The sequence below is a fragment of the Mycobacterium sp. E1386 genome (assembly GCF_001672745.1).
Lineage (GTDB): Bacteria > Actinomycetota > Actinomycetes > Mycobacteriales > Mycobacteriaceae > Mycobacterium.
Genome location: NZ_LZKH01000027.1, coordinates 13,964 through 30,798, shown reverse-complemented (window position 1 = coordinate 30,798; position 16,835 = coordinate 13,964). Strand labels below are relative to the sequence as shown.

The following is a 16,835-nucleotide window of genomic DNA, read 5'->3' as shown; positions in this document are numbered from 1 at the left end:
TTACAGCGGCCAGCTGCTCGGCCCAATCTCGTAACGCAGCGCAGCGGCCGGCGGCAAGTGCTGTCGTTGGTTGACCGCAATCGCATCGACGACTAGTGCGACATAGCGTCGCCAGCCGTCACTGCCCGCATCCATCGTTGACAGCACGCTGAAGAGCATCGCGATCAGGCGGGGTAGGTCGTCGGCGACCAGGTCGGCGCGGATGGTGCCGACCCGCTGACCTTCTCGGGCAAGCTCGCCGAGCGCCTCGTTAAGCGAAACCGAGATGTCTGAAGTGAGCGCCCCGGCCCGGCGCGCGGCAGTCAGCAGGTTGTGTTCGCGGGCCCCCAATGAAATAGCCGCGTCGATCAGCTGAGTGAGACCACGCAGTGGATCCTTCGCGTGGCGGGCGGCGTCGATCACCGGGGTGAGGTCCTCGGCGATGCTTTGATCCAGGGCGGCCCGGACCAGGTCGGCCTTCGCCGGGAACCTGCGGTACAGGGTTCGCTCACCCACTCCCGCCCGGCGCGCGACCGCTTCCACCGGGGCATCGGGCCCCAATTCGCCATAGACCTCGCGCGCCGCGCGCAGGATGCGCTCGACGTTGCGTGCCGCGTCCGCCCGCAACGGCCGGTCTTCAATCGCGGTCATGGTGACAGCCTAACTGACAGTTGACTGCCAACAAGCGGAGCTTTACGCTCTACAACTGGCAGACAACTGACACTTAACGGGAAACGCGGGTTATGTCAACAGCTTCCAGATCCTCCGGATCCGCAGGCGCCTGCCCTGACGCCGAACTCCCGGTGCTACCGGTGCCCCGGCCTGGACACTGCCCGCTCGCGCCGCCACCCGAGTTCGCGGACTGGCGCGAACAACCCGGGCTGCGACGCGCGATGTTCCAGGGCAATCCGGTCTGGGTGGTCAGCCGCTACCGGGATATCAGGGCGGCGCTGGTCGATCCGCGCTTGTCCGCGAAGACCATCCCGGACTCCATCATGCCGACGGACGCCGACAACAACGTCCCGGTGATGTTCGCTCGGACCGACGATCCCGAGCACCATCGGATCCGGCGAATGATGACCAGCAACTTCACTTTCCGGCGGTGCGAATCGATGCGACCGCACATCCAGGAAATGGTCGACCACTATCTCGGCCAGATGATCGCCAACGGTGCGCCGGCCGATCTGGTGCACGAATTCGCCTTGCCGGTGCCGTCAATGGTGATCGCACTGTTGCTGGGAGTGCCACCCGAAGACCTCGAACTCTTCCAGCACAACACCACGACCGGCCTCGACCAGAAGTCCTCCGACGCGGACAAGGGCCAGGCGTTCGGGGCCATGTACGCCTATATCGAGGAGCTGGTGGAACGCAAAGAGCGCGAACCCGGCGACGACCTGATCAGCCGCCTGGTCACCGAATACGTGGCGACGGGCCAACTCGACCGTGCCACTACGGCCATGAACGCTGTGATCATGATGCAGGCGGGCCACGAAACCACCGCCAATATGATCTCCTTGGGAACGGTTGCGCTGCTGGAACATCCGGACGTATTCGAGCGACTCGGACAAACCGGCGACCCTGCCGTCATCGCGAATATCGTCGAAGAACTGATGCGCTACCTCACCATCGTGCACAGCCAGGTCGATCGCGTGGCGACTGAAGATCTGATGATCGGCGGTGAGCTGATTCGCGAGGGGGAGTTCGTCATGATGAGCCTGCTCGCGGGGAACTGGGACGCCGAATTCGTCGACAATCCCGAATCCTTCGACGCCGACCGAAACACCCGCGGACACTTGGGCTTCGGGTACGGCGTGCATCAATGCATCGGAGCGAACCTGGCGCGCGTCGAGATGCAGGTCGCGTTCGCCACGCTGGCGCGCCGACTGCCCGGGCTGAAGCTGGCGGTGCCGCCGGAGAAACTGAGATTCAAAGAGGCTCACATCTACGGCATGAAAGAGCTTCCGGTCACCTGGTGAGGGCCGCCATGCGATTCGACGATCAGGTAGCCGTAATCACCGGTGCCGGCGGCGGATTGGGCAGACAGTACGCGCTGCTGCTGGCCTCTCGTGGCGCGCGCATCGTGGTCAACGACGTCGGCGGCTCGGTGACCGGGAACGGCTCCGACGCCGCAGTGGCGAACGTGGTCGTCGACGAGATCCGCCGGCAGGGCGGCGAGGCCGTCGCCGACGACCACAGCGTTACGAGTCACGAAGGTGCGGAGGCGATCATCGACACGGCCCTGCGCGCCTGGAGCCGCGTGGACATCCTGATCAACAACGCGGGCATCGTCGGCGACGCGCCGTTCGAGGACATGACCGCCGATCGCCTCGCGCCCCTGGTCGATGTGCACCTGAACGGTGCCTTTTACGTAACCCGGCCTGCGTGGCGGGCCATGCGGGAGCGGCGCTACGGCCGCATCCTCAACACCTGCTCGGCCGCCGGAATCCTTGGCGCCGAGCGCATGAGCAACTACGGCGCGGCGAAAGCCGGGCTGGTCGGCCTCACCCGGGTGCTGGCCGCCGAGGGTGCCGCGCACGGCATCAAGGTCAACGCCATTGCGCCGATCGCCTACACCCGGATGCTGACGCACTCGCTGGACGGCGCCGGCCCGCAGGATGACCCGGCGGCGCGGGCGGTATTGGATGACCTTGTGGCCCAATACCTTCAGCGGCTGGACCCGGCGCAGGTCGCGCCGGTGGCGGCCTTCCTGACGCACCGGGAATGCCCGGTCTCCGGCGAGATCTACACGGTCGGCGCCGGACATGTCGCCCGCTTCTTCATCGGCCGGACTAAAGGTTTCTATGATCCCGGGCTGTCGATCGAGGATGTGCGCGACCATCTCGATGAGATCCGCGACGAAGCCGGCTACACGGTTCCCCGTGGGCCCGCCGACGAGATGACCGAGCTCTTTGCAACCATCATGAACAGCTGAACGCCGCGCCGACGCCGTCTGGTGCCGGCGCCGGCTTCAGGCAGCCGTACGCCTCGATGCCGGCGGGGCTCAATCGGGCGGCCGACTGACGGGCGTAGTTCACGCAATACAGCCCGGTTTGATCGGCGCGGCAACGATAGTCACCGAATGACAGCGAGTCACCGTTCGCCAGCTCGGAACCGTTGCCGTTGATGAACGGACCGGGATCGGCGCGCGACGCGCCCACCTGCAGGCTCGTCCCGTCGAAGGTCACCCATCCGCCCTGCCAGTTGCCGTACGACGTCGGGGGAGCGGGTGGTGGGTTGGTCAGGCTGACCAGGCAGACCATTGCGCCGCCGGTGTGCTTGGAGTCGGTCATGCACGGAACTTTGCCGACCGCCGCGGTGAAGGCGATGTCGTCGCCGAGTGGCGTGGTCGCACCGTCGCGAATCGCGTCGTGATAGCGACCCGGATCCGCGGGGCGGCCCGCCTCGATCCAGGCGATGACGTCGGAGATCGGGGCGCCGGGAGCGGGCGCGGCGTTCGGGGCCGGTGGTTTGCCTCCCGATGGTGTGGTGGCAGCGGTCGTGGAGGCATGAGTTTGCTGGGACTGGCCGCCGACGGTATGAGAGCACCCGGCGACCAGTAACGACGCTGCCAACAGCGCGGCGATCCGCATCCAGTCAGGCTAACCGCCGTGCGGTCTTAATAAGGCGCTGCGCGCGCGTTACGCCCGCCATGTCGGCTAACGTCGGGTTATGCATCAGCGCACCGTCCGCGCACGCACGACCATCGGCACCGTGGAAGGTTTCACCCGCGACGGCGTCCACCGCTGGCGATCCATCCCGTACGCCCGGCCGCCGGTCGGGCCGCTGCGATTGCGGGCGCCCCGGCCGGCGCAACCCTGGTCGGGGGTGCGACACTGCCACGGCTTCGCCAACTGCGCGCCGCAGCAGCGCCGCTACACAATGCTCGGGGTCGGCCGCTACCAGCCGATGGGGGAGGACTGCCTCACCCTCAACGTCGTCGCCCCCGAGGCGGCCGCCGAAGAGCCGTTGCCCGTCATGGTCTTCATTCACGGCGGCGGTTACATCCTGGGCAGCTCGGCCACGCCGCTCTACGACGGCGCGGCGCTGGCACGCCGCGGTTGCGTATACGTCTCGGTGAACTACCGACTGGGTGCGCTGGGATGCCTGGACCTGTCGTCGCTTTCGACGCCGGACATCGCCATCGACAGCAACTTGTTCCTGCGCGACCTGGTGATGGCTTTGCGCTGGGTGAAAGACAACATCTCCGCGTTCGGCGGCGACCCCGACAACGTCACGATCTTCGGGGAGAGCGCGGGCGCGCACATCACCGCCACCTTGTTGGCGGTGCCGGCCGCCGAAGGGCTGTTCGCGCGGGCCATTTCGGAAAGTCCGGCCGCCGGCATGGTCCGCTCGCGAGAGACCGCCGCGGAATTCGCGACGCGCTTCGCCGCGCTGCTGGGCGCGCGCCCGCAGGACGCCGCCGAAGTGCTGATGCAGGCGTCAGCGGCGCAACTGGTGGACGCCCAGCACCGGCTGATCGACCACGGCATGGAGGATAGGCTGGGCGCCTTTCCGATCGGCCCGGTCGCCGGCGACGACGTCGTGCCCATCGATCCGGTCGAGGCGATGCGCGGAGGGCACGCGCACCGGGTGCCGCTCATCGTGGGCACCAACGCCGAAGAAGGGCGCCTGTTCACCCGGTTCCTCAAAATGCTGCCGACCAATCAAACGATGATCGAAGAACTGCTGGCCGACACGGAACCGGCTGCGCGCGAACGTATTACGTCCGCATACCCGGATTACCCCGCGCCGTCGGCATGCATCCAGCTCGGCGGCGACTTCGCGTTCGGTTCGGCGGCCTGGCAGATCGCGGAGGCCCACAGCGCGCACGCGCCCACCTATCTCTACCGGTACGACTACGCCCCCCGCACGCTGCGCTGGTCGGGCTTGGGTGCCACCCATGCCACCGAGTTGCTGGCCGTCTTCGACGTCTATCGCACCCGATTCGGCGCGCTGTTGACCGCCGCGGCCGATCGGCGCGCTGCGCTGCGGGTCAGTAATCAGGTGCAGCGTCGGTGGCGATCCTTCAGCCGCCACGGCGCCCCGGGCGACGACTGGCCCACCTATACGACCGCCGACCGCGCCGTCATGGTCTTCGACCGCAAGAGCCGCGTCGAGTTCGATCCACATCCGCACCGCCGGATTGCCTGGGATGGCTTCTCCCTGGCGCAGTGACCTGGCACGCTGACCCTCATGCATGCCGACACCGCAGAAGTCATCGAACGACCCGGCAACCTCACCGCCGCATGGCTGGAATCGGCGATCGGCCGTGGACCCATCGCCGATTTCTCCGTCGAGCGCATCGGCACCGGGCAGATGAGCGAGTGCTACCGCATCCGGCTCAGCTACGCCGAGGCCGCGGCGTCTCCCGGCAGGCCCGAGTCGGTGGTGCTCAAGGTGGCGGCCACCGACCCCGTGAGCCGGCAAACCGGGCTTGCCCTTGGTCTCTACGAGCGGGAGGTGCGCTTCTACGGCGACATCGCGCCACGCCTGGGCGGGCCCATAGCGCCCTGCTACCACGCCGCCGTCGATACCTCGACGGGCGCGTTCGACCTGTTGCTGGGTGATGCCGGGCCGGCCGTCGTCGGGGACGAAATCGCCGGTGCGACAGCCGAACAGGCGCGCCTCTGTGTCGTCGAGCTGGGGCGGCTGCACGGGCCGCTGCTCGGCGACGCCGCGTTGGCCGAAGCCCCGTGGCTGAACCGCGAATCACCGCTCAACCAGGCGATGATCGCCCCGCTGTATGCCGGGTTCATCGACCGCTACGGTGACCAGATTGCGCCGGAACACCGCATGGTGTGCGAACGCCTGGTCGCGTCCTTTGACGGCTACCTGGCCGCCGAGTCGGCGCCGGACCGGATCCGTGGGCTGATGCACGGCGACTACCGCCTGGACAACCTGTTGTTCGGCACCGCCGGGGCCGACCGCCCGCTGACGGTCGTCGATTGGCAGACGGTTTCCTGGGGGCCGGCCATGACCGACCTGTCGTACTTCCTCGGCTGCGCGCTGCCGACCCCAGATCGCCGGGAGCAGTACGACGCGTTGTTGCGGGCCTACCACGAGGCGCTGGGGCCTACGGCGCCCCTCACGCTCACCGACGTCGCCGAAGGTGTTCGCAGGCAAAGCTTTTTCGGTGTGATGATGGCGATCGTCTCCTCGATGCTGGTGGAACGCACCGAGCGCGGCGACCGGATGTTCATGACGATGCTGCAACGGCACGGTGATCACGTGCTCGACACCGACGCGCTGGCGACGCTGCCCGCCGCGCAGACGCCCGAACCCCTGCGGCCCACGGAGGAGGACGAAGGCGCGCACGCGCCGACCGCCGAACCGCTGTGGAGTGAGAGCTGGTACGCCGACTTCGCCGATGTGGCACAGGGATTGGGCGGCTGGTTCCGCCTCGGCCTGATCGCCAACGAGCAGAAGGCGTGGGTGCACGCGCTGCTGTGCGGCCCCGACATGCCCACCGTGGCCGTCGACGCGCAAGTACCGCTGCCGGCGGATCCGTGGGAAGTGCGCAGCGATTCCTTCGAGCTCGGCCACTGTGCGACCACACCGTTGCAGACGTACCGCGTCGACCTGCACGCGCGCGCTCAGGCTTACCGTGATCCGTCGGCGTTGTTGCGCGGGGAGCCCGGCGCCCCCGTCGAGATGACGATGAGCTTGGTGTGGACCACCGACGGGGTCCCGTACAAGTACCGGTTGACGACGCGTTACGAGATCCCGTGCCGGGTCTCGGGCACGGTCACCATCGATGACGCCGGCTACCGCGTCGAGTCGGTCCCCGGACAGCGCGATCACTCGTGGGGGGTGCGCGACTGGTGGAGCATGGACTGGATTTGGAGCGCGCTGCATCTGGACGACGGGACCCATCTGCACGGCGTCAACATCCGCATTCCCGGCGCCCCGGCCTTCAGCATCGGCTACTCCCAGGACGCGCAGGGATCCGTCACCGAGCTGGAAACGGTGGATTCCCGAGAGTCCTTCGGCGCCAACGGGTTACCCCTGGGCGCCACCTTGGCGCTCGAACCCGGCGAGGTCACCGCGGACGTCGAGGTGCGCGGCCAGGCGCCGGTACGTCTGACCGCCGCGGAGGGGCGGGTCAGCCAGTTCCCGAGGGTCTGGGCGACCGTCCGGACGGCCGACGGACGCAACGGCGTCGGCTGGCTGGAATGGAACCGCAACCTCGCCGAACGGTCCGAGTGAGCGGACGGACTCCCGTCGTGGTGATGGGTGTTTCGGGATCGGGGAAATCGACCGTGGGGATGGCGCTCGCGCGACGCTTGCGGGTCCCCTTCGTCGATGCCGACACCCTGCACCCGCCGGCCAACATCGCCAAGATGGCGTCCGGTGAACCGCTGGACGACGACGACCGCTACCCCTGGCTGGAAACGGTCGGGCAGTGGTTGGCCGGCCACCGCGACGGAGGCGTGGTGAGTTGTTCGGCGCTCAAGCGCAAATACCGCGACCAGTTGCGCGCACACTGCCCGCAGGTCGAATTCCTGCATCTCGCCGGTTCACCGGCACTCATCAGCGCCCGACTGGCCGCCAGGACGGCTCATTTCATGCCGGCCGCGCTGCTGCGCTCCCAATTCGACGCGCTGGAGCCGCTCGGCCCCGGCGAGGCCGGCGCGACGGTTGATGTCGGCCAGGGCGTCGATGCGATCGTCGACACCTATCTGCGCGGCGACGCGTGAGCCCTCAGGAAAGCTTGCGGCGACCCGTCTTGACCTGCTCACCGAGTCGTTCGCGCGCGGTGTCGGCCAGGTAGCCACCGCGAGCGCGGGCCGTGTCCGCGAGGTAGATGCCGCGCGCGCGGGCGGTGTCGGCGAGGTCCTCGCCGCGGTCCAGTGCCGTGCTCGCCAGGTCCTCACCGCGCTTGCGCGCCTTCTTGGCCAATTTCTCGCTGCGCTTGCGGGCCTTCTTCGCCAGCGGCGCTGCCCAGTCGGCGGCTTCGTCGGCGAGTTCTTCACCGCGCTTGCGCGCCTTCTTCGCCAGCGGCGCGGCTCGCTCGGCCGCCTCGTCCGCCAGCTCCTCGCCGCGTTTGCGGGCCTTTTGGGCCAGCGGCTTGCTCCGTTCGGCGGCCGTGCTGGCGAATTCGCGACCGCGTTCCAGCGCGGCCTCCGCGTACGGCGCGCCTCGTTCGGCCGCCGTGCTGGCCAGTTCACGGCCGCGTTCGGCGCCGATCTGCAGGCCGTGCACGATCTTCTCGCTCAACTCCGAAAAGTCGGTATCGAAGTGGGCGTCGTCGGAGCCGGGGAGCGCCGACGACACTCGCTCGGAGAGCCGCTCGGCCGCCCGGCGGCCGCGCCACCCGAGTGACGGCTTGCCCGCCGTGTCGGCGGAAGCGATCAGCAAACCACCAACCAGGCTGAGGTCGGTGAGGAACTGCTGGCGTTTTTGAGCTTTGGCCTCCGGGTCGCTCTCGTTCCAGAACGAGTGCGCCCCGAGGTTGGCCGGTAGCACCGTGAACGCGAGAGCAGCCGAGGCGACGCGCGGCAGTTTGCCGGTGGCCAGCAGCAGACCGCCGCCGATCTGAACGGCCGCAGTGATTTGGGCGACCGTCTCGGGGTCACTCGGAATGTTGCCGCTCACCGAATTCGGCAGCGCCTGCAAACCATCCACCGCGGGCGCGGCGGCCGCCGCCGCCGATTTGGGGTTCAGCAGGGAATTGACTCCTTGGCCGATGAAAGCCACTGAAAGCAACGGGCGCGCGATTCTCCGGATCAACATGGCCGGTGGATTACCCGACTGGTTGGCGAACAAACCGTCCCACCCATACGCCCAGCTGAAGCGCCATGGTGGGCGACACCGATAGGGTGAAACGCGTGAGGGCGTTGATCGTGGTCGACGTGCAAAACGATTTCTGCGAGGGTGGCTCGCTGCCGGTGACCGGCGGTGCCGCCGTGGCGCCCGCCATCAACGACTATCTCGCCGGCGAGCCGGGCTACGGACACGTCGTAGCAACCCAGGATTTCCACGTCCAGCCGGGCGACCATTTCTCCGACCGACCCGACTATTCATCGTCGTGGCCACCGCACTGCATCGCCGGAAGTGCCGGCGCGGAGCTGCGGCCCGACCTCGACACCAGCCGGATCGAGGCAGTCTTCCGCAAGGGCGCCGATGCCGCGGCGTACAGCGGTTTCGAAGGCGTCGACCAGAACGGGACCCCGCTGTTGGACTGGTTGCGGGAGCGTGGGGTCGACGAGGTCGATGTGGTCGGCATCGCCACCGACCAGTGCGTCCGGCGCACAGCCGAGGATGCCGCGCGGGCGGGCCTGTCCACCAGGGTGCTGGTGAACCTGACCGCGGCCGTCTCGCCGGACTCGGCCGCCGAGGCGCTCCAGGCGATGCGGACCGCGGGCGTCGAAGTGGTCGGGGGTCCGTGATGGGGGTGGCGCCGGATCGGGCGCATCTCCTGGCCGCCGTCGAGCGCTCGCCGCAGGCGGCCGCCGCGCACGACCGCGCCGGGTGGGTGGCGTTGTTCACCGACGACGGCCGCGTGGAGGACCCGGTCGGGTCGCGGCCGCACGTCGGGCAGGAGCAGATCGGCCGGTTCTATGACACTTTCATCGGTCCGCGCGACATCAAGTTCCACCGCGACCTCGACGTCGTCGTCGACACCGTGGTGCTGCGCGACGTCGAGCTCGAGGTCGCGATGGGCTCGGCGATCACGATGTACATTCCCGCGTTCCTGCGCTACGACCTGCGAGACACCAACGGCGAGTGGCGCATTGGCGAACTGCGGGCCTATTGGGAACTTCCCGCGATGATGCTGCAATTCCTGCGAACCGGATCACGTGCGGTCGGACCCGCCCTGCAACTGTCGCGCAGTCTGTTGAGCAATCAGCGGATACGCGGCATGACCGGCTTCGTGACGGGATTCCGGCGGGTTGGTGCGCGGCACAAGAAGCTCGCCGAGGCATTCCTCGGTGCTGTCGCGCGTCAAGATCGGGTCGCGGCCGCGCGGGCGTTATCACCGGTCGCCACAATCACTCTCGGTGACCACGACGCCCTCGACCTCGCCGAACTCGTCGAGCAGTTGGACGGCGCCGGCGCCACCAAGATGATCGGCGCGGGCCCAACGGTGACGATGTCGGTCCACTCCAGTCGTGGACGGGGAATACTGTTCGCCGACATGGCCTGGCGGGGCGACGCCATCAACCGGGTCCGGTATTTTCCCGGCTGAGCGCGACCCGGGTCAACGCAGCACCATCAACGCCAGCGATGCCACCGACATGCACAGGTACGCGCCGGGAAACGCGATGTTGTACAGGACGCGGGCCCGCAGGTGGGTCACGACTGCGCCGACGAAGAACAGCACCAGGCCGGTGGCGGCGGCGATCCCCAACACGGGGAGGCCCACCAGGCCCACAATGAGCCCGGCCGCGCCGGCCAGCTTGACCGCCCCCAGCGCGGGCAACCACGAACGCGGCACCCCGACTTCGGCGGAATTCGCCAGGACGAAACCCGCCGGGATGAGATCGGCCACGGCGATCCCGGCGGTGCTGGCGGCGGTAACCAGCGTGACCGCAACGTATGCGGTGTTCATCTGCGGCAAACCCTTGCCGGACAGCCGTTTTTGCGGCGGCGAGCCGGATGGTCACCGCACGCACTACGGCGCACAATCGATAAGGTCATGGTGCTGGCCTCCTTTGCAACAGAGAGCTCGATGGACGCGGTCATCTTCTTGACGACTCCTGTGCGGAAAAGGTGACCCATGAGCGCCCCGAAAAATCTGTCGGATCTTGCCCAGCGTTTCGACGCGGACCGGCGACACCTGAGGTCGGTGGCGTTGCAGCTGCTGGGATCGGCGGCCGATGCCGACGACGCGGTTCAGTCGGCGTGGCTGAAGGCCAGCCGTGCGGATTTCGCCGCGGTCGACAACCTCACCGGCTGGTTCACCACGATCACCGCCCGCGAGGCCGTCGACCAGCTCCGGGCGCGCAAGCGACGTGCGGAACAGCCGCTAGCCACCCCCGACGAACTGGACCGGATCGCCGCGACCGCGTCGGCGTCAGCCGACGAGGAAGCGCTCCTGACGGAGTCGGTGAGCAACGCGCTGCTCGTGGTCCTCGACCGGCTCTCACCGGCGCAGCGGGTCGCGTTCGTCCTGCATGACGTGTTCGCCGTGCCGTTCGAGAGAATCGCCGGTCTGCTGGACCGGTCGCCGGAAGCCGCGAAGAAGCTGGCAAGCCGCGCGCGTGCGCGGGTGGCCCACCCGGGCGCCGAGCCCGAGCGCATCGCGAAGCACCTCGAGGTCGTCGAGGCGTTCCTCGCGGCTTCCCGCGGCGGTGATATCGCCGGCCTGCTCGCGCTGCTGGCCCCGGATGTGGTGCGCAGGGTCGATCGGGCACTGGTCCCCGACGACGTGCCGACCGAGCTGCGCGGCGCCAGGCAGGTCGCGGAGGAAACCCGTCGATTCGCTCTCCGGGCACGCGCCGGTGTGGTCGTGCTCATCGACGGGGCTCCGGGGATCGCGATCGCGCCACGCGGGCGCGCTGAGGCACTGCTGATGATCACCGTCGGCACCGACGACCGCATCCGCGCGATCGACATCATCGGGGACGCCGGCCGCGTTCGCCGAGCCGTGCTGGCCCTTCCGAGTTGGCCGCGCCAGCAACACCACAGCCGCTTCGGGTACCAAGGACAGGAGAAACCGCCGGTCGGCCGGCCGGCAACGGGGCGAGAACGGGAGCAACATGCTCGATAAGCCGTTCGGGCGGCGCGGGCTGCTGCGCGGGGCCGGCGCGCTCACCGCGGCGTCCCTGGCGCCGTGGGCCGCCGGCTGCGCTCCCGAAGAAGACGCGTTGACGTTCTTCTTTGCGGCCAACCCCGACGAACGCGATGCCAGGATCCGCATCGTCGACGAGTTTGCGCGCCGCCATCCCGATATCAAGGTCCGCCCGGTGCTTTCGGCTCCGGGTGTGATGCAGCAGCTGTCGACGTTCTGCGCCGGCGGTAGATGCCCGGACGTGTTGATGGCGTGGGACCTTACCTACGCCGAGTTGGCCGCCCGTGGCGTGCTGCTCGACCTCAACACCATGCTGTCCCGGGACCAGGCCTTCGCCGCTGAGCTGAAGTCGGACGGCATCGGGGCGCTCTACGACGCCTTCACGTTCAACGGAGGCCAGTACGCACTCCCGGAGCAATGGTCCGGAAACTACCTGTTCTACAACAAGCGGCTCTTCGCCGAGGCCGGGGTGCCGTCCCCGCCCAAGACGTGGCAGAACCCGTGGAGTTTCACCGACTTCTTGAACACCGCCACCGCACTCACCAAGCGGGATCGCTCCGGGCGGGTGACCCAGTGGGGCTTCGTGAACATGTGGTTCTCCTACTATTCGGCCGGGCTGTTCGCCATGAACAATGGGGTGCCGTGGTCCACCCCGCTGAAAAACCCGACCCACTTCAACTTCGACAACGACGCCTTCATCGAGGCGGTGCAGTTCTATGCCGACCTGGCCAACAAGCACAAGGTCGCGCCCAATGCGTCCGAGGTGCAATCGATGTCCACGCCCGACCTGTTCGCGGCGGGCAGGGCGGCCATGGCGATGGGCGGCCACTGGCGCTACCAGACCTTCATCCGGGCGGAGGGCCTGGACTTCGATGTCACCTCGTTGCCGGTGGGGCCACGCCGGCAGGGTCAGCCCGCCCACTCCGACATCGGTTCCACCGGATTGGCCATCTCCGCGAGCAGTCAACGCAAGGAGCAGGCATGGGAATTCGTGAAATTCGCGACCGGGCCCGTCGGGCAGGCGTTGATCGGTGAATCCAGTCTCTTTGTGCCGGTGCTGCAATCCGCGCTCGACTCGGCCGGCTTCGCCAAGGCTCACCAGCACGTCGGCAACCTCGCCGTCCTCACGCAAGGACCCGCGTACTCAGAGGGGCTGCCCGTCACCCCGTCCTGGGAGAAGATCGTCGCCTTGATGGACCGTAGCTTCGGGCCCGTGCTGCGTGGATCACGGCCCGCGACATCGCTGGCCAGTCTGTCGCCCGCCATCGACGAGGTGTTACGCACCCCATGACATCGGTCGATGCCACCACACGCACACTCGCGAAGGGCGCCGGTCCGTGGCGACGGCGGGCGCGCGCCGGCCGCCTTTTCGTGGCGCCGAATCTGGCCGCGGTCGCGGTGTTCATGCTCTTTCCGCTGGGATTCTCGCTCTACATGAGCTTTCAGCGGTGGGACGTCTTCCGGCCGCCTAAGTTCGTGGGCCTGAAGAACTTCCAAGAGCTGTTCACCTCGGACCCGCTCTTCCTCATCGCCATTCGCAACACCGTTGTCTTCACCCTCGGAACGGTCGTGCCGACTATCGTCGTCAGCCTGGTCGTGGCCGGCGTGCTGAACCGAAAGGTCAGGGGCATCGGCGTTTTCCGCACCATCGTCTTTATGCCGCTTGCCATCTCGTCGGTCGTCATGGCGGTCGTCTGGCAGTTCGTCTTCAACACCGACAACGGGTTGCTCAACATCATGCTGGGCTGGGTCGGGATCGGCCCGGTCCCGTGGCTGGTCGAACCCCGCTGGGCGATGGCTTCGCTGTGCGTCGTCAGCGTGTGGCGCAGCGTGCCGTTCGCCACCGTCATCCTGCTCGCGGCGATGCAAGGCGTTCCCGAGACCGTCTACGAGGCGGCCCGAATCGACGGGGCCGGCGAGGTACGGCAGTTCGTGTCCATCACGGTGCCGCTGATCCGTGGCTCGATATCGTTTGTGGGCGTCATATCGATCATCCACGCGTTCCAGGCTTTTGACCTGGTTTACGTCCTCAACGGCGCGAACGGCGGCCCCGAAACCGCTACGTATGTCCTGGGCATCATGCTCTTCCAGCACGCGTTCTCCTTCCTGGAATTCGGGTACGCGTCCGCGCTGGCGTGGGTGATGTTCGCCATCCTGCTGGTGCTGACCGTGGTGCAGCTGCGGATCACTCGGCAACGCTCTTGGGAGACTTCTCGTGGCCTCAGCTGAGCGGTTGTTCACCCGCAATGTCATTCGGACCCTGGTGGTCTACACCGCGCTGCTCGCCATCGCATGGTGCTGGCTGTTTCCGATCGCCTGGGCCGTGTCCGGCTCATTGAAGCGCGGCGGCGAGATCAGCGAGCCGAGGCTGCTACCGGCGCACCCGCGGTGGTCCAATTACACCGAAATCTTCTCGTTGATGCCGTTCGCGCGGATGTTCTTCAACACCGTGCTGTATGCCGGGTGCGTGACCGCCGGACAGGTGTTCTTCTGCTCGCTGGCCGGATACGCGTTCGCCCGGCTGCAATTTCGCGGTCGTGACACGTTGTTCGTGTTATACCTCGGCACGTTGATGGTGCCGCTGACGGTGACCGTGATCCCGCAGTTCATCTTGATGCGGACCGTCGGCTGGGTCGACACACCCTGGTCGATGATCGTGCCGGGCTTGTTCGGCAGCGCATTCGGCACCTATTTGATGCGGCAGTTCTTCCGGACGCTTCCGACCGACCTCGAGGAGGCGGCGATACTCGACGGTTGTTCGCCGTGGCAGATCTACTGGCGAATTCTGTTGCCCCACGCCCGCCCCGCGGTGATGGTGTTAGCCGTGCTCACCTGGGTCAACGTGTGGAACGACTTCCTGTGGCCGCTGCTGATGCTTCAGCGCAACAGCCTGGCCACGCTGACGCTCGGCCTGGTGCGGCTGCGGGGCGAATATGTCGCGCGCTGGCCGATCATCATGGCGGCTTCGATGCTGATCATGCTGCCGTTGGTCATCATCTACGCGATTGCGCAACGGTCCTTCGTCAGGGGAATCGCCGTCTCGGGGCTGAACGGATAAGCCATGGCCTCAGTGACTTTCGAGCAAGCGACGCGGTGCTACGCCGGGGCCGACCGCCCGGCCCTGGACAGCCTGGACCTGGACGTGGGCGACGGCGAGTTCGTCGTCCTGGTCGGTCCCTCAGGATGCGGCAAGACCACCTCGCTGCGGATGGTGGCGGGGCTGGAAACGCTGGACTCCGGACGCATCCGGATCGGCGACCGTGACGTCACCACCGTCGATCCCAAGGACCGCGACGTCGCGATGGTCTTCCAGAACTATGCGCTCTATCCGCACATGACGGTCGCGCAGAACATGGGCTTCGCCCTGAAGATCGCTAAGACGCCGAAGTCCGAAATTCGGGACCGCGTCCTGGACGCGGCGAAACTGCTTGACCTGCAACCCTATCTGGACCGCAAGCCCAAGGACCTCTCCGGCGGGCAACGCCAGCGGGTGGCGATGGGACGCGCGATCGTCCGCCGGCCGCAGGTCTTCCTGATGGACGAGCCGCTGTCGAATCTTGATGCCAAACTGCGCGTGCAAACCCGCAACCAGATCGCGGCACTGCAACGGCGGCTCGGCACCACCACCGTCTACGTCACCCACGACCAGGTCGAGGCGATGACCATGGGTGACCGCGTCGCCGTCCTGCGCGACGGAGTGCTGCAGCAGTTCGCCGCGCCGCGCGAGCTGTACCGCAACCCGGTCAACGTCTTCGTCGCGGGTTTCATCGGGTCGCCGGCCATGAACCTGTTCACCCTGCCGATCATCGATTCCGCTGTGTCGCTGGGGGATTGGCATATCCCGCTACCCCCAGAGCTGACCGATGCCGCAAGCGAGGTCGTCGTGGGTGTCCGGCCGGAACACTTCGAACTGGGCAGCCTCGGTGTCGAGATGGAGGTCGACGTGGTCGAGGAGCTCGGGGCGGACGCCTACGTCTACGGCCGAATCACCGGCTCCGGCAAGGTCATTGACCAGCCTGTCGTCGCGCGCGCCGATGGGCGCCGGCCCCCGGAAAAAGGCAGCCGGGTGCGCCTGCACCCGGAACCGGGGCACCTGCACTTCTTCGGTGTCGACGGCCAACGAATCTGTTGAGGGGGTAGGTCAATGGCGGTGGCAGTGACCACCTTCCGCGCCGATCTGGTGTGTGAGGGCGGAGGCGTGCGGGGGATCGGGCTGGTCGGTGCGGTCGACGCGCTGTCCGGCGCCGGTTACCGGTTTCCCCGCGTCGCGGGTAGCAGCGCGGGCGCGGTCGTTGCGTCGCTGGTCGCGGCGCTGCAGGTCGCGGGCGAACCGCTGAGCCGGCTCGCGGAAGTCATGCGATCCATCGACTACCGGAAGTTCCTGGATCGCAACCTGATCGGGCGTGTGCCGCTGATCGGTGGGGCGCTGTCGCTGTTGGTGTCGGACGGTGTGTATCGCGGGGCCTACCTGGAACGACTGCTCGCCGGTCTGCTCGGCGACTTGGGTGTGCGGACGTTCGGTGACCTGCGCACGGGCGAGGAGCCGGACCAGTTCGCGTGGTCGCTCGTGGTGACGGCCAGTGACCTGTCCCGGCGCCGGCTTGTGCGCATCCCGTGGGACCTCGCTTCCTATGGCATCGACCCCGACGACTTCTCGGTCGCCCGCGCCGTGCACGCCTCGTCGGCGATTCCGTATGTATTCGAACCGGTCCGGGTCAACGGCGCCACCTGGGTCGACGGCGGCTTGCTCTCCGATTTTCCGGTGGAGCTGTTCGACCGGCCCGATGCTGAGCCGCGATGGCCGACATTCGGAATCCGGCTTTCCGCGCGTCCCGGCATCCCGCCCACCCATCCGGTGCACGGACCAGTTTCGTTGGGAATCGCGGCGATAGAGACGCTGGTGAGCAATCAGGACAACGCCTACATCGACGATCCGTGCACCGTCCGGCGCACCATCTTCGTCCCGGCCGAAGGGGTCAGTCCGATCGACTTCAACATCACCCCCGAGCAACGCGACGGCCTGTATCAACGAGGATTGCAGGCAGGCCAACAGTTCCTGCGCACCTGGAATTACCCGGACTACCTGGCGGCGTGCGGCGGACCCGCGAAAGAAGCTGAGTAA

The 16,835-nt window shown here is 67.4% G+C and carries 17 protein-coding genes; 13 read left to right on the top strand and 4 right to left on the bottom strand.

The genetic code is table 11. The features are described 5' to 3' along the window. Nucleotides 1-630 carry a TetR/AcrR family transcriptional regulator gene (locus tag A5709_RS03090; RefSeq protein ID WP_068011976.1) on the bottom strand — a complete coding sequence of 210 codons (630 nt, stop codon included), beginning with the start codon at nucleotides 628-630 and terminating at the stop codon, nucleotides 1-3. A 92-nt stretch (nucleotides 631-722) separates the two neighbouring features. Between A5709_RS03090 and A5709_RS03085 the strand changes: the two genes are divergently transcribed. Together A5709_RS03085 and A5709_RS03080 are read left to right on the top strand one after the other, a co-directional pair. Further along, nucleotides 723-1,955 (top strand): cytochrome P450, encoded by a 1,233-nt coding sequence (locus A5709_RS03085; RefSeq protein ID WP_068117904.1) that lies wholly within the window; start codon nucleotides 723-725, stop codon nucleotides 1,953-1,955. Nucleotides 1,956-1,963: 8 nt separating this feature from the next. Continuing rightward, complete coding sequence (locus A5709_RS03080) at nucleotides 1,964-2,911, top strand: SDR family NAD(P)-dependent oxidoreductase (RefSeq protein WP_067948860.1); 948 nt, start codon at nucleotides 1,964-1,966, stop codon at nucleotides 2,909-2,911. Here the strand turns inward: A5709_RS03080 and A5709_RS03075 are convergent. Continuing rightward, a complete protein-coding gene (locus tag A5709_RS03075) occupies nucleotides 2,898-3,569 on the bottom strand; it encodes a hypothetical protein (RefSeq protein WP_068117901.1) in 672 nt (223 codons plus the stop codon). The two genes, A5709_RS03080 and A5709_RS03075, sit on opposite strands and share 14 nt — an antisense overlap. A gap of 79 nt (nucleotides 3,570-3,648) precedes the next feature. On the opposite strand from A5709_RS03075, the gene A5709_RS03070 reads away from it, so the two are divergent. Genes A5709_RS03070 through A5709_RS03060 form a run of 3 tightly spaced genes read left to right on the top strand, consistent with a single transcriptional unit; the run spans nucleotide 3,649 to nucleotide 7,676 of the window. Next, nucleotides 3,649-5,154: a carboxylesterase/lipase family protein gene (locus A5709_RS03070; protein ID WP_067948864.1), complete on the top strand. Its 1,506-nt coding sequence runs from the start codon at nucleotides 3,649-3,651 to the stop codon at nucleotides 5,152-5,154. A gap of 18 nt (nucleotides 5,155-5,172) precedes the next feature. Beyond that, nucleotides 5,173-7,185, top strand: coding sequence for a phosphotransferase (locus A5709_RS03065; protein ID WP_068117898.1), 2,013 nt, complete (start codon nucleotides 5,173-5,175; stop codon nucleotides 7,183-7,185). Continuing rightward, entirely contained in the window at nucleotides 7,182-7,676 is a 495-nt protein-coding gene (locus tag A5709_RS03060) for a gluconokinase (RefSeq protein ID WP_082973757.1), read from the top strand. Before A5709_RS03065 ends, A5709_RS03060 begins: the two co-directional genes overlap by 4 nt. 4 nt (nucleotides 7,677-7,680) lie before the next feature. Here the strand turns inward: A5709_RS03060 and A5709_RS03055 are convergent, their stop codons facing one another. Next, nucleotides 7,681-8,712, bottom strand: a complete 1,032-nt coding sequence (locus tag A5709_RS03055; RefSeq protein WP_067948870.1) for a DoxX family protein — start codon at nucleotides 8,710-8,712, stop codon at nucleotides 7,681-7,683. 95 nt (nucleotides 8,713-8,807) lie between these two features. Between A5709_RS03055 and pncA the strand changes: the two genes are divergently transcribed. Next, nucleotides 8,808-9,368, top strand: coding sequence for a pyrazinamidase PncA (gene pncA / locus A5709_RS03050; RefSeq protein WP_156673397.1), 561 nt, complete (start codon nucleotides 8,808-8,810; stop codon nucleotides 9,366-9,368). Continuing rightward, nucleotides 9,368-10,168 (top strand): ketosteroid isomerase family protein, encoded by an 801-nt coding sequence (locus tag A5709_RS03045; protein WP_068117891.1) that lies wholly within the window; start codon nucleotides 9,368-9,370, stop codon nucleotides 10,166-10,168. The genes pncA and A5709_RS03045 overlap by 1 nt, the downstream gene beginning before the upstream one ends. Nucleotides 10,169-10,180: 12 nt before the next feature. Here A5709_RS03045 and A5709_RS03040 read toward each other — a convergent pair whose 3' ends face one another. Continuing rightward, a complete protein-coding gene (locus tag A5709_RS03040) occupies nucleotides 10,181-10,531 on the bottom strand; it encodes a DoxX family protein (protein ID WP_068011982.1) in 351 nt (116 codons plus the stop codon). A gap of 168 nt (nucleotides 10,532-10,699) precedes the next feature. Between A5709_RS03040 and A5709_RS03035 the strand changes: the two genes are divergently transcribed. From A5709_RS03035 to A5709_RS03010, 6 genes are read left to right on the top strand one after another with little or no spacing between them, the layout of a single operon-like run. Beyond that, nucleotides 10,700-11,692, top strand: a complete 993-nt coding sequence (locus A5709_RS03035) for a sigma-70 family RNA polymerase sigma factor (RefSeq protein WP_068117888.1) — start codon at nucleotides 10,700-10,702, stop codon at nucleotides 11,690-11,692. After that, nucleotides 11,682-13,004, top strand: coding sequence for a sugar ABC transporter substrate-binding protein (locus A5709_RS03030; RefSeq protein ID WP_067948880.1), 1,323 nt, complete (start codon nucleotides 11,682-11,684; stop codon nucleotides 13,002-13,004). The genes A5709_RS03035 and A5709_RS03030 overlap by 11 nt, the downstream gene beginning before the upstream one ends. Beyond that, complete coding sequence (locus A5709_RS03025) at nucleotides 13,001-13,942, top strand: carbohydrate ABC transporter permease (RefSeq protein WP_067948882.1); 942 nt, start codon at nucleotides 13,001-13,003, stop codon at nucleotides 13,940-13,942. Before A5709_RS03030 ends, A5709_RS03025 begins: the two co-directional genes overlap by 4 nt. Next, entirely contained in the window at nucleotides 13,929-14,771 is an 843-nt protein-coding gene (locus tag A5709_RS03020; protein WP_067948884.1) for a carbohydrate ABC transporter permease, read from the top strand. The genes A5709_RS03025 and A5709_RS03020 overlap by 14 nt, the downstream gene beginning before the upstream one ends. Nucleotides 14,772-14,774: 3 nt before the next feature. Continuing rightward, on the top strand, nucleotides 14,775-15,845 hold the full coding sequence (locus A5709_RS03015) for an ABC transporter ATP-binding protein (protein WP_068011985.1): 1,071 nt from the start codon (nucleotides 14,775-14,777) through the stop codon (nucleotides 15,843-15,845). 12 nt (nucleotides 15,846-15,857) lie between these two features. Next, nucleotides 15,858-16,835, top strand: coding sequence for a patatin-like phospholipase family protein (locus A5709_RS03010; RefSeq protein ID WP_068117885.1), 978 nt, complete (start codon nucleotides 15,858-15,860; stop codon nucleotides 16,833-16,835).

Excerpts from the sequence above, each read along its gene's own strand:
- A5709_RS03090 (WP_068011976.1), bottom strand. The coding sequence starts at position 630 with ATGACCGCGATTGAAGACCGGCCGTTGCGGGCGGACGCGGCACGCAAC.
- A5709_RS03085 (WP_068117904.1), top strand. The coding sequence starts at position 723 with ATGTCAACAGCTTCCAGATCCTCCGGATCCGCAGGCGCCTGCCCTGAC.
- A5709_RS03080 (WP_067948860.1), top strand. The coding sequence starts at position 1,964 with ATGCGATTCGACGATCAGGTAGCCGTAATCACCGGTGCCGGCGGCGGA.
- A5709_RS03075 (WP_068117901.1), bottom strand. The coding sequence starts at position 3,569 with ATGCGGATCGCCGCGCTGTTGGCAGCGTCGTTACTGGTCGCCGGGTGC.
- A5709_RS03070 (WP_067948864.1), top strand. The coding sequence starts at position 3,649 with ATGCATCAGCGCACCGTCCGCGCACGCACGACCATCGGCACCGTGGAA.
- A5709_RS03065 (WP_068117898.1), top strand. The coding sequence starts at position 5,173 with ATGCATGCCGACACCGCAGAAGTCATCGAACGACCCGGCAACCTCACC.
- A5709_RS03055 (WP_067948870.1), bottom strand. The coding sequence starts at position 8,712 with ATGTTGATCCGGAGAATCGCGCGCCCGTTGCTTTCAGTGGCTTTCATC.
- A5709_RS03045 (WP_068117891.1), top strand. The coding sequence starts at position 9,368 with ATGGGGGTGGCGCCGGATCGGGCGCATCTCCTGGCCGCCGTCGAGCGC.
- A5709_RS03040 (WP_068011982.1), bottom strand. The coding sequence starts at position 10,531 with ATGAACACCGCATACGTTGCGGTCACGCTGGTTACCGCCGCCAGCACC.
- A5709_RS03035 (WP_068117888.1), top strand. The coding sequence starts at position 10,700 with ATGAGCGCCCCGAAAAATCTGTCGGATCTTGCCCAGCGTTTCGACGCG.
- A5709_RS03030 (WP_067948880.1), top strand. The coding sequence starts at position 11,682 with ATGCTCGATAAGCCGTTCGGGCGGCGCGGGCTGCTGCGCGGGGCCGGC.
- A5709_RS03025 (WP_067948882.1), top strand. The coding sequence starts at position 13,001 with ATGACATCGGTCGATGCCACCACACGCACACTCGCGAAGGGCGCCGGT.
- A5709_RS03015 (WP_068011985.1), top strand. The coding sequence starts at position 14,775 with ATGGCCTCAGTGACTTTCGAGCAAGCGACGCGGTGCTACGCCGGGGCC.
- A5709_RS03010 (WP_068117885.1), top strand. The coding sequence starts at position 15,858 with ATGGCGGTGGCAGTGACCACCTTCCGCGCCGATCTGGTGTGTGAGGGC.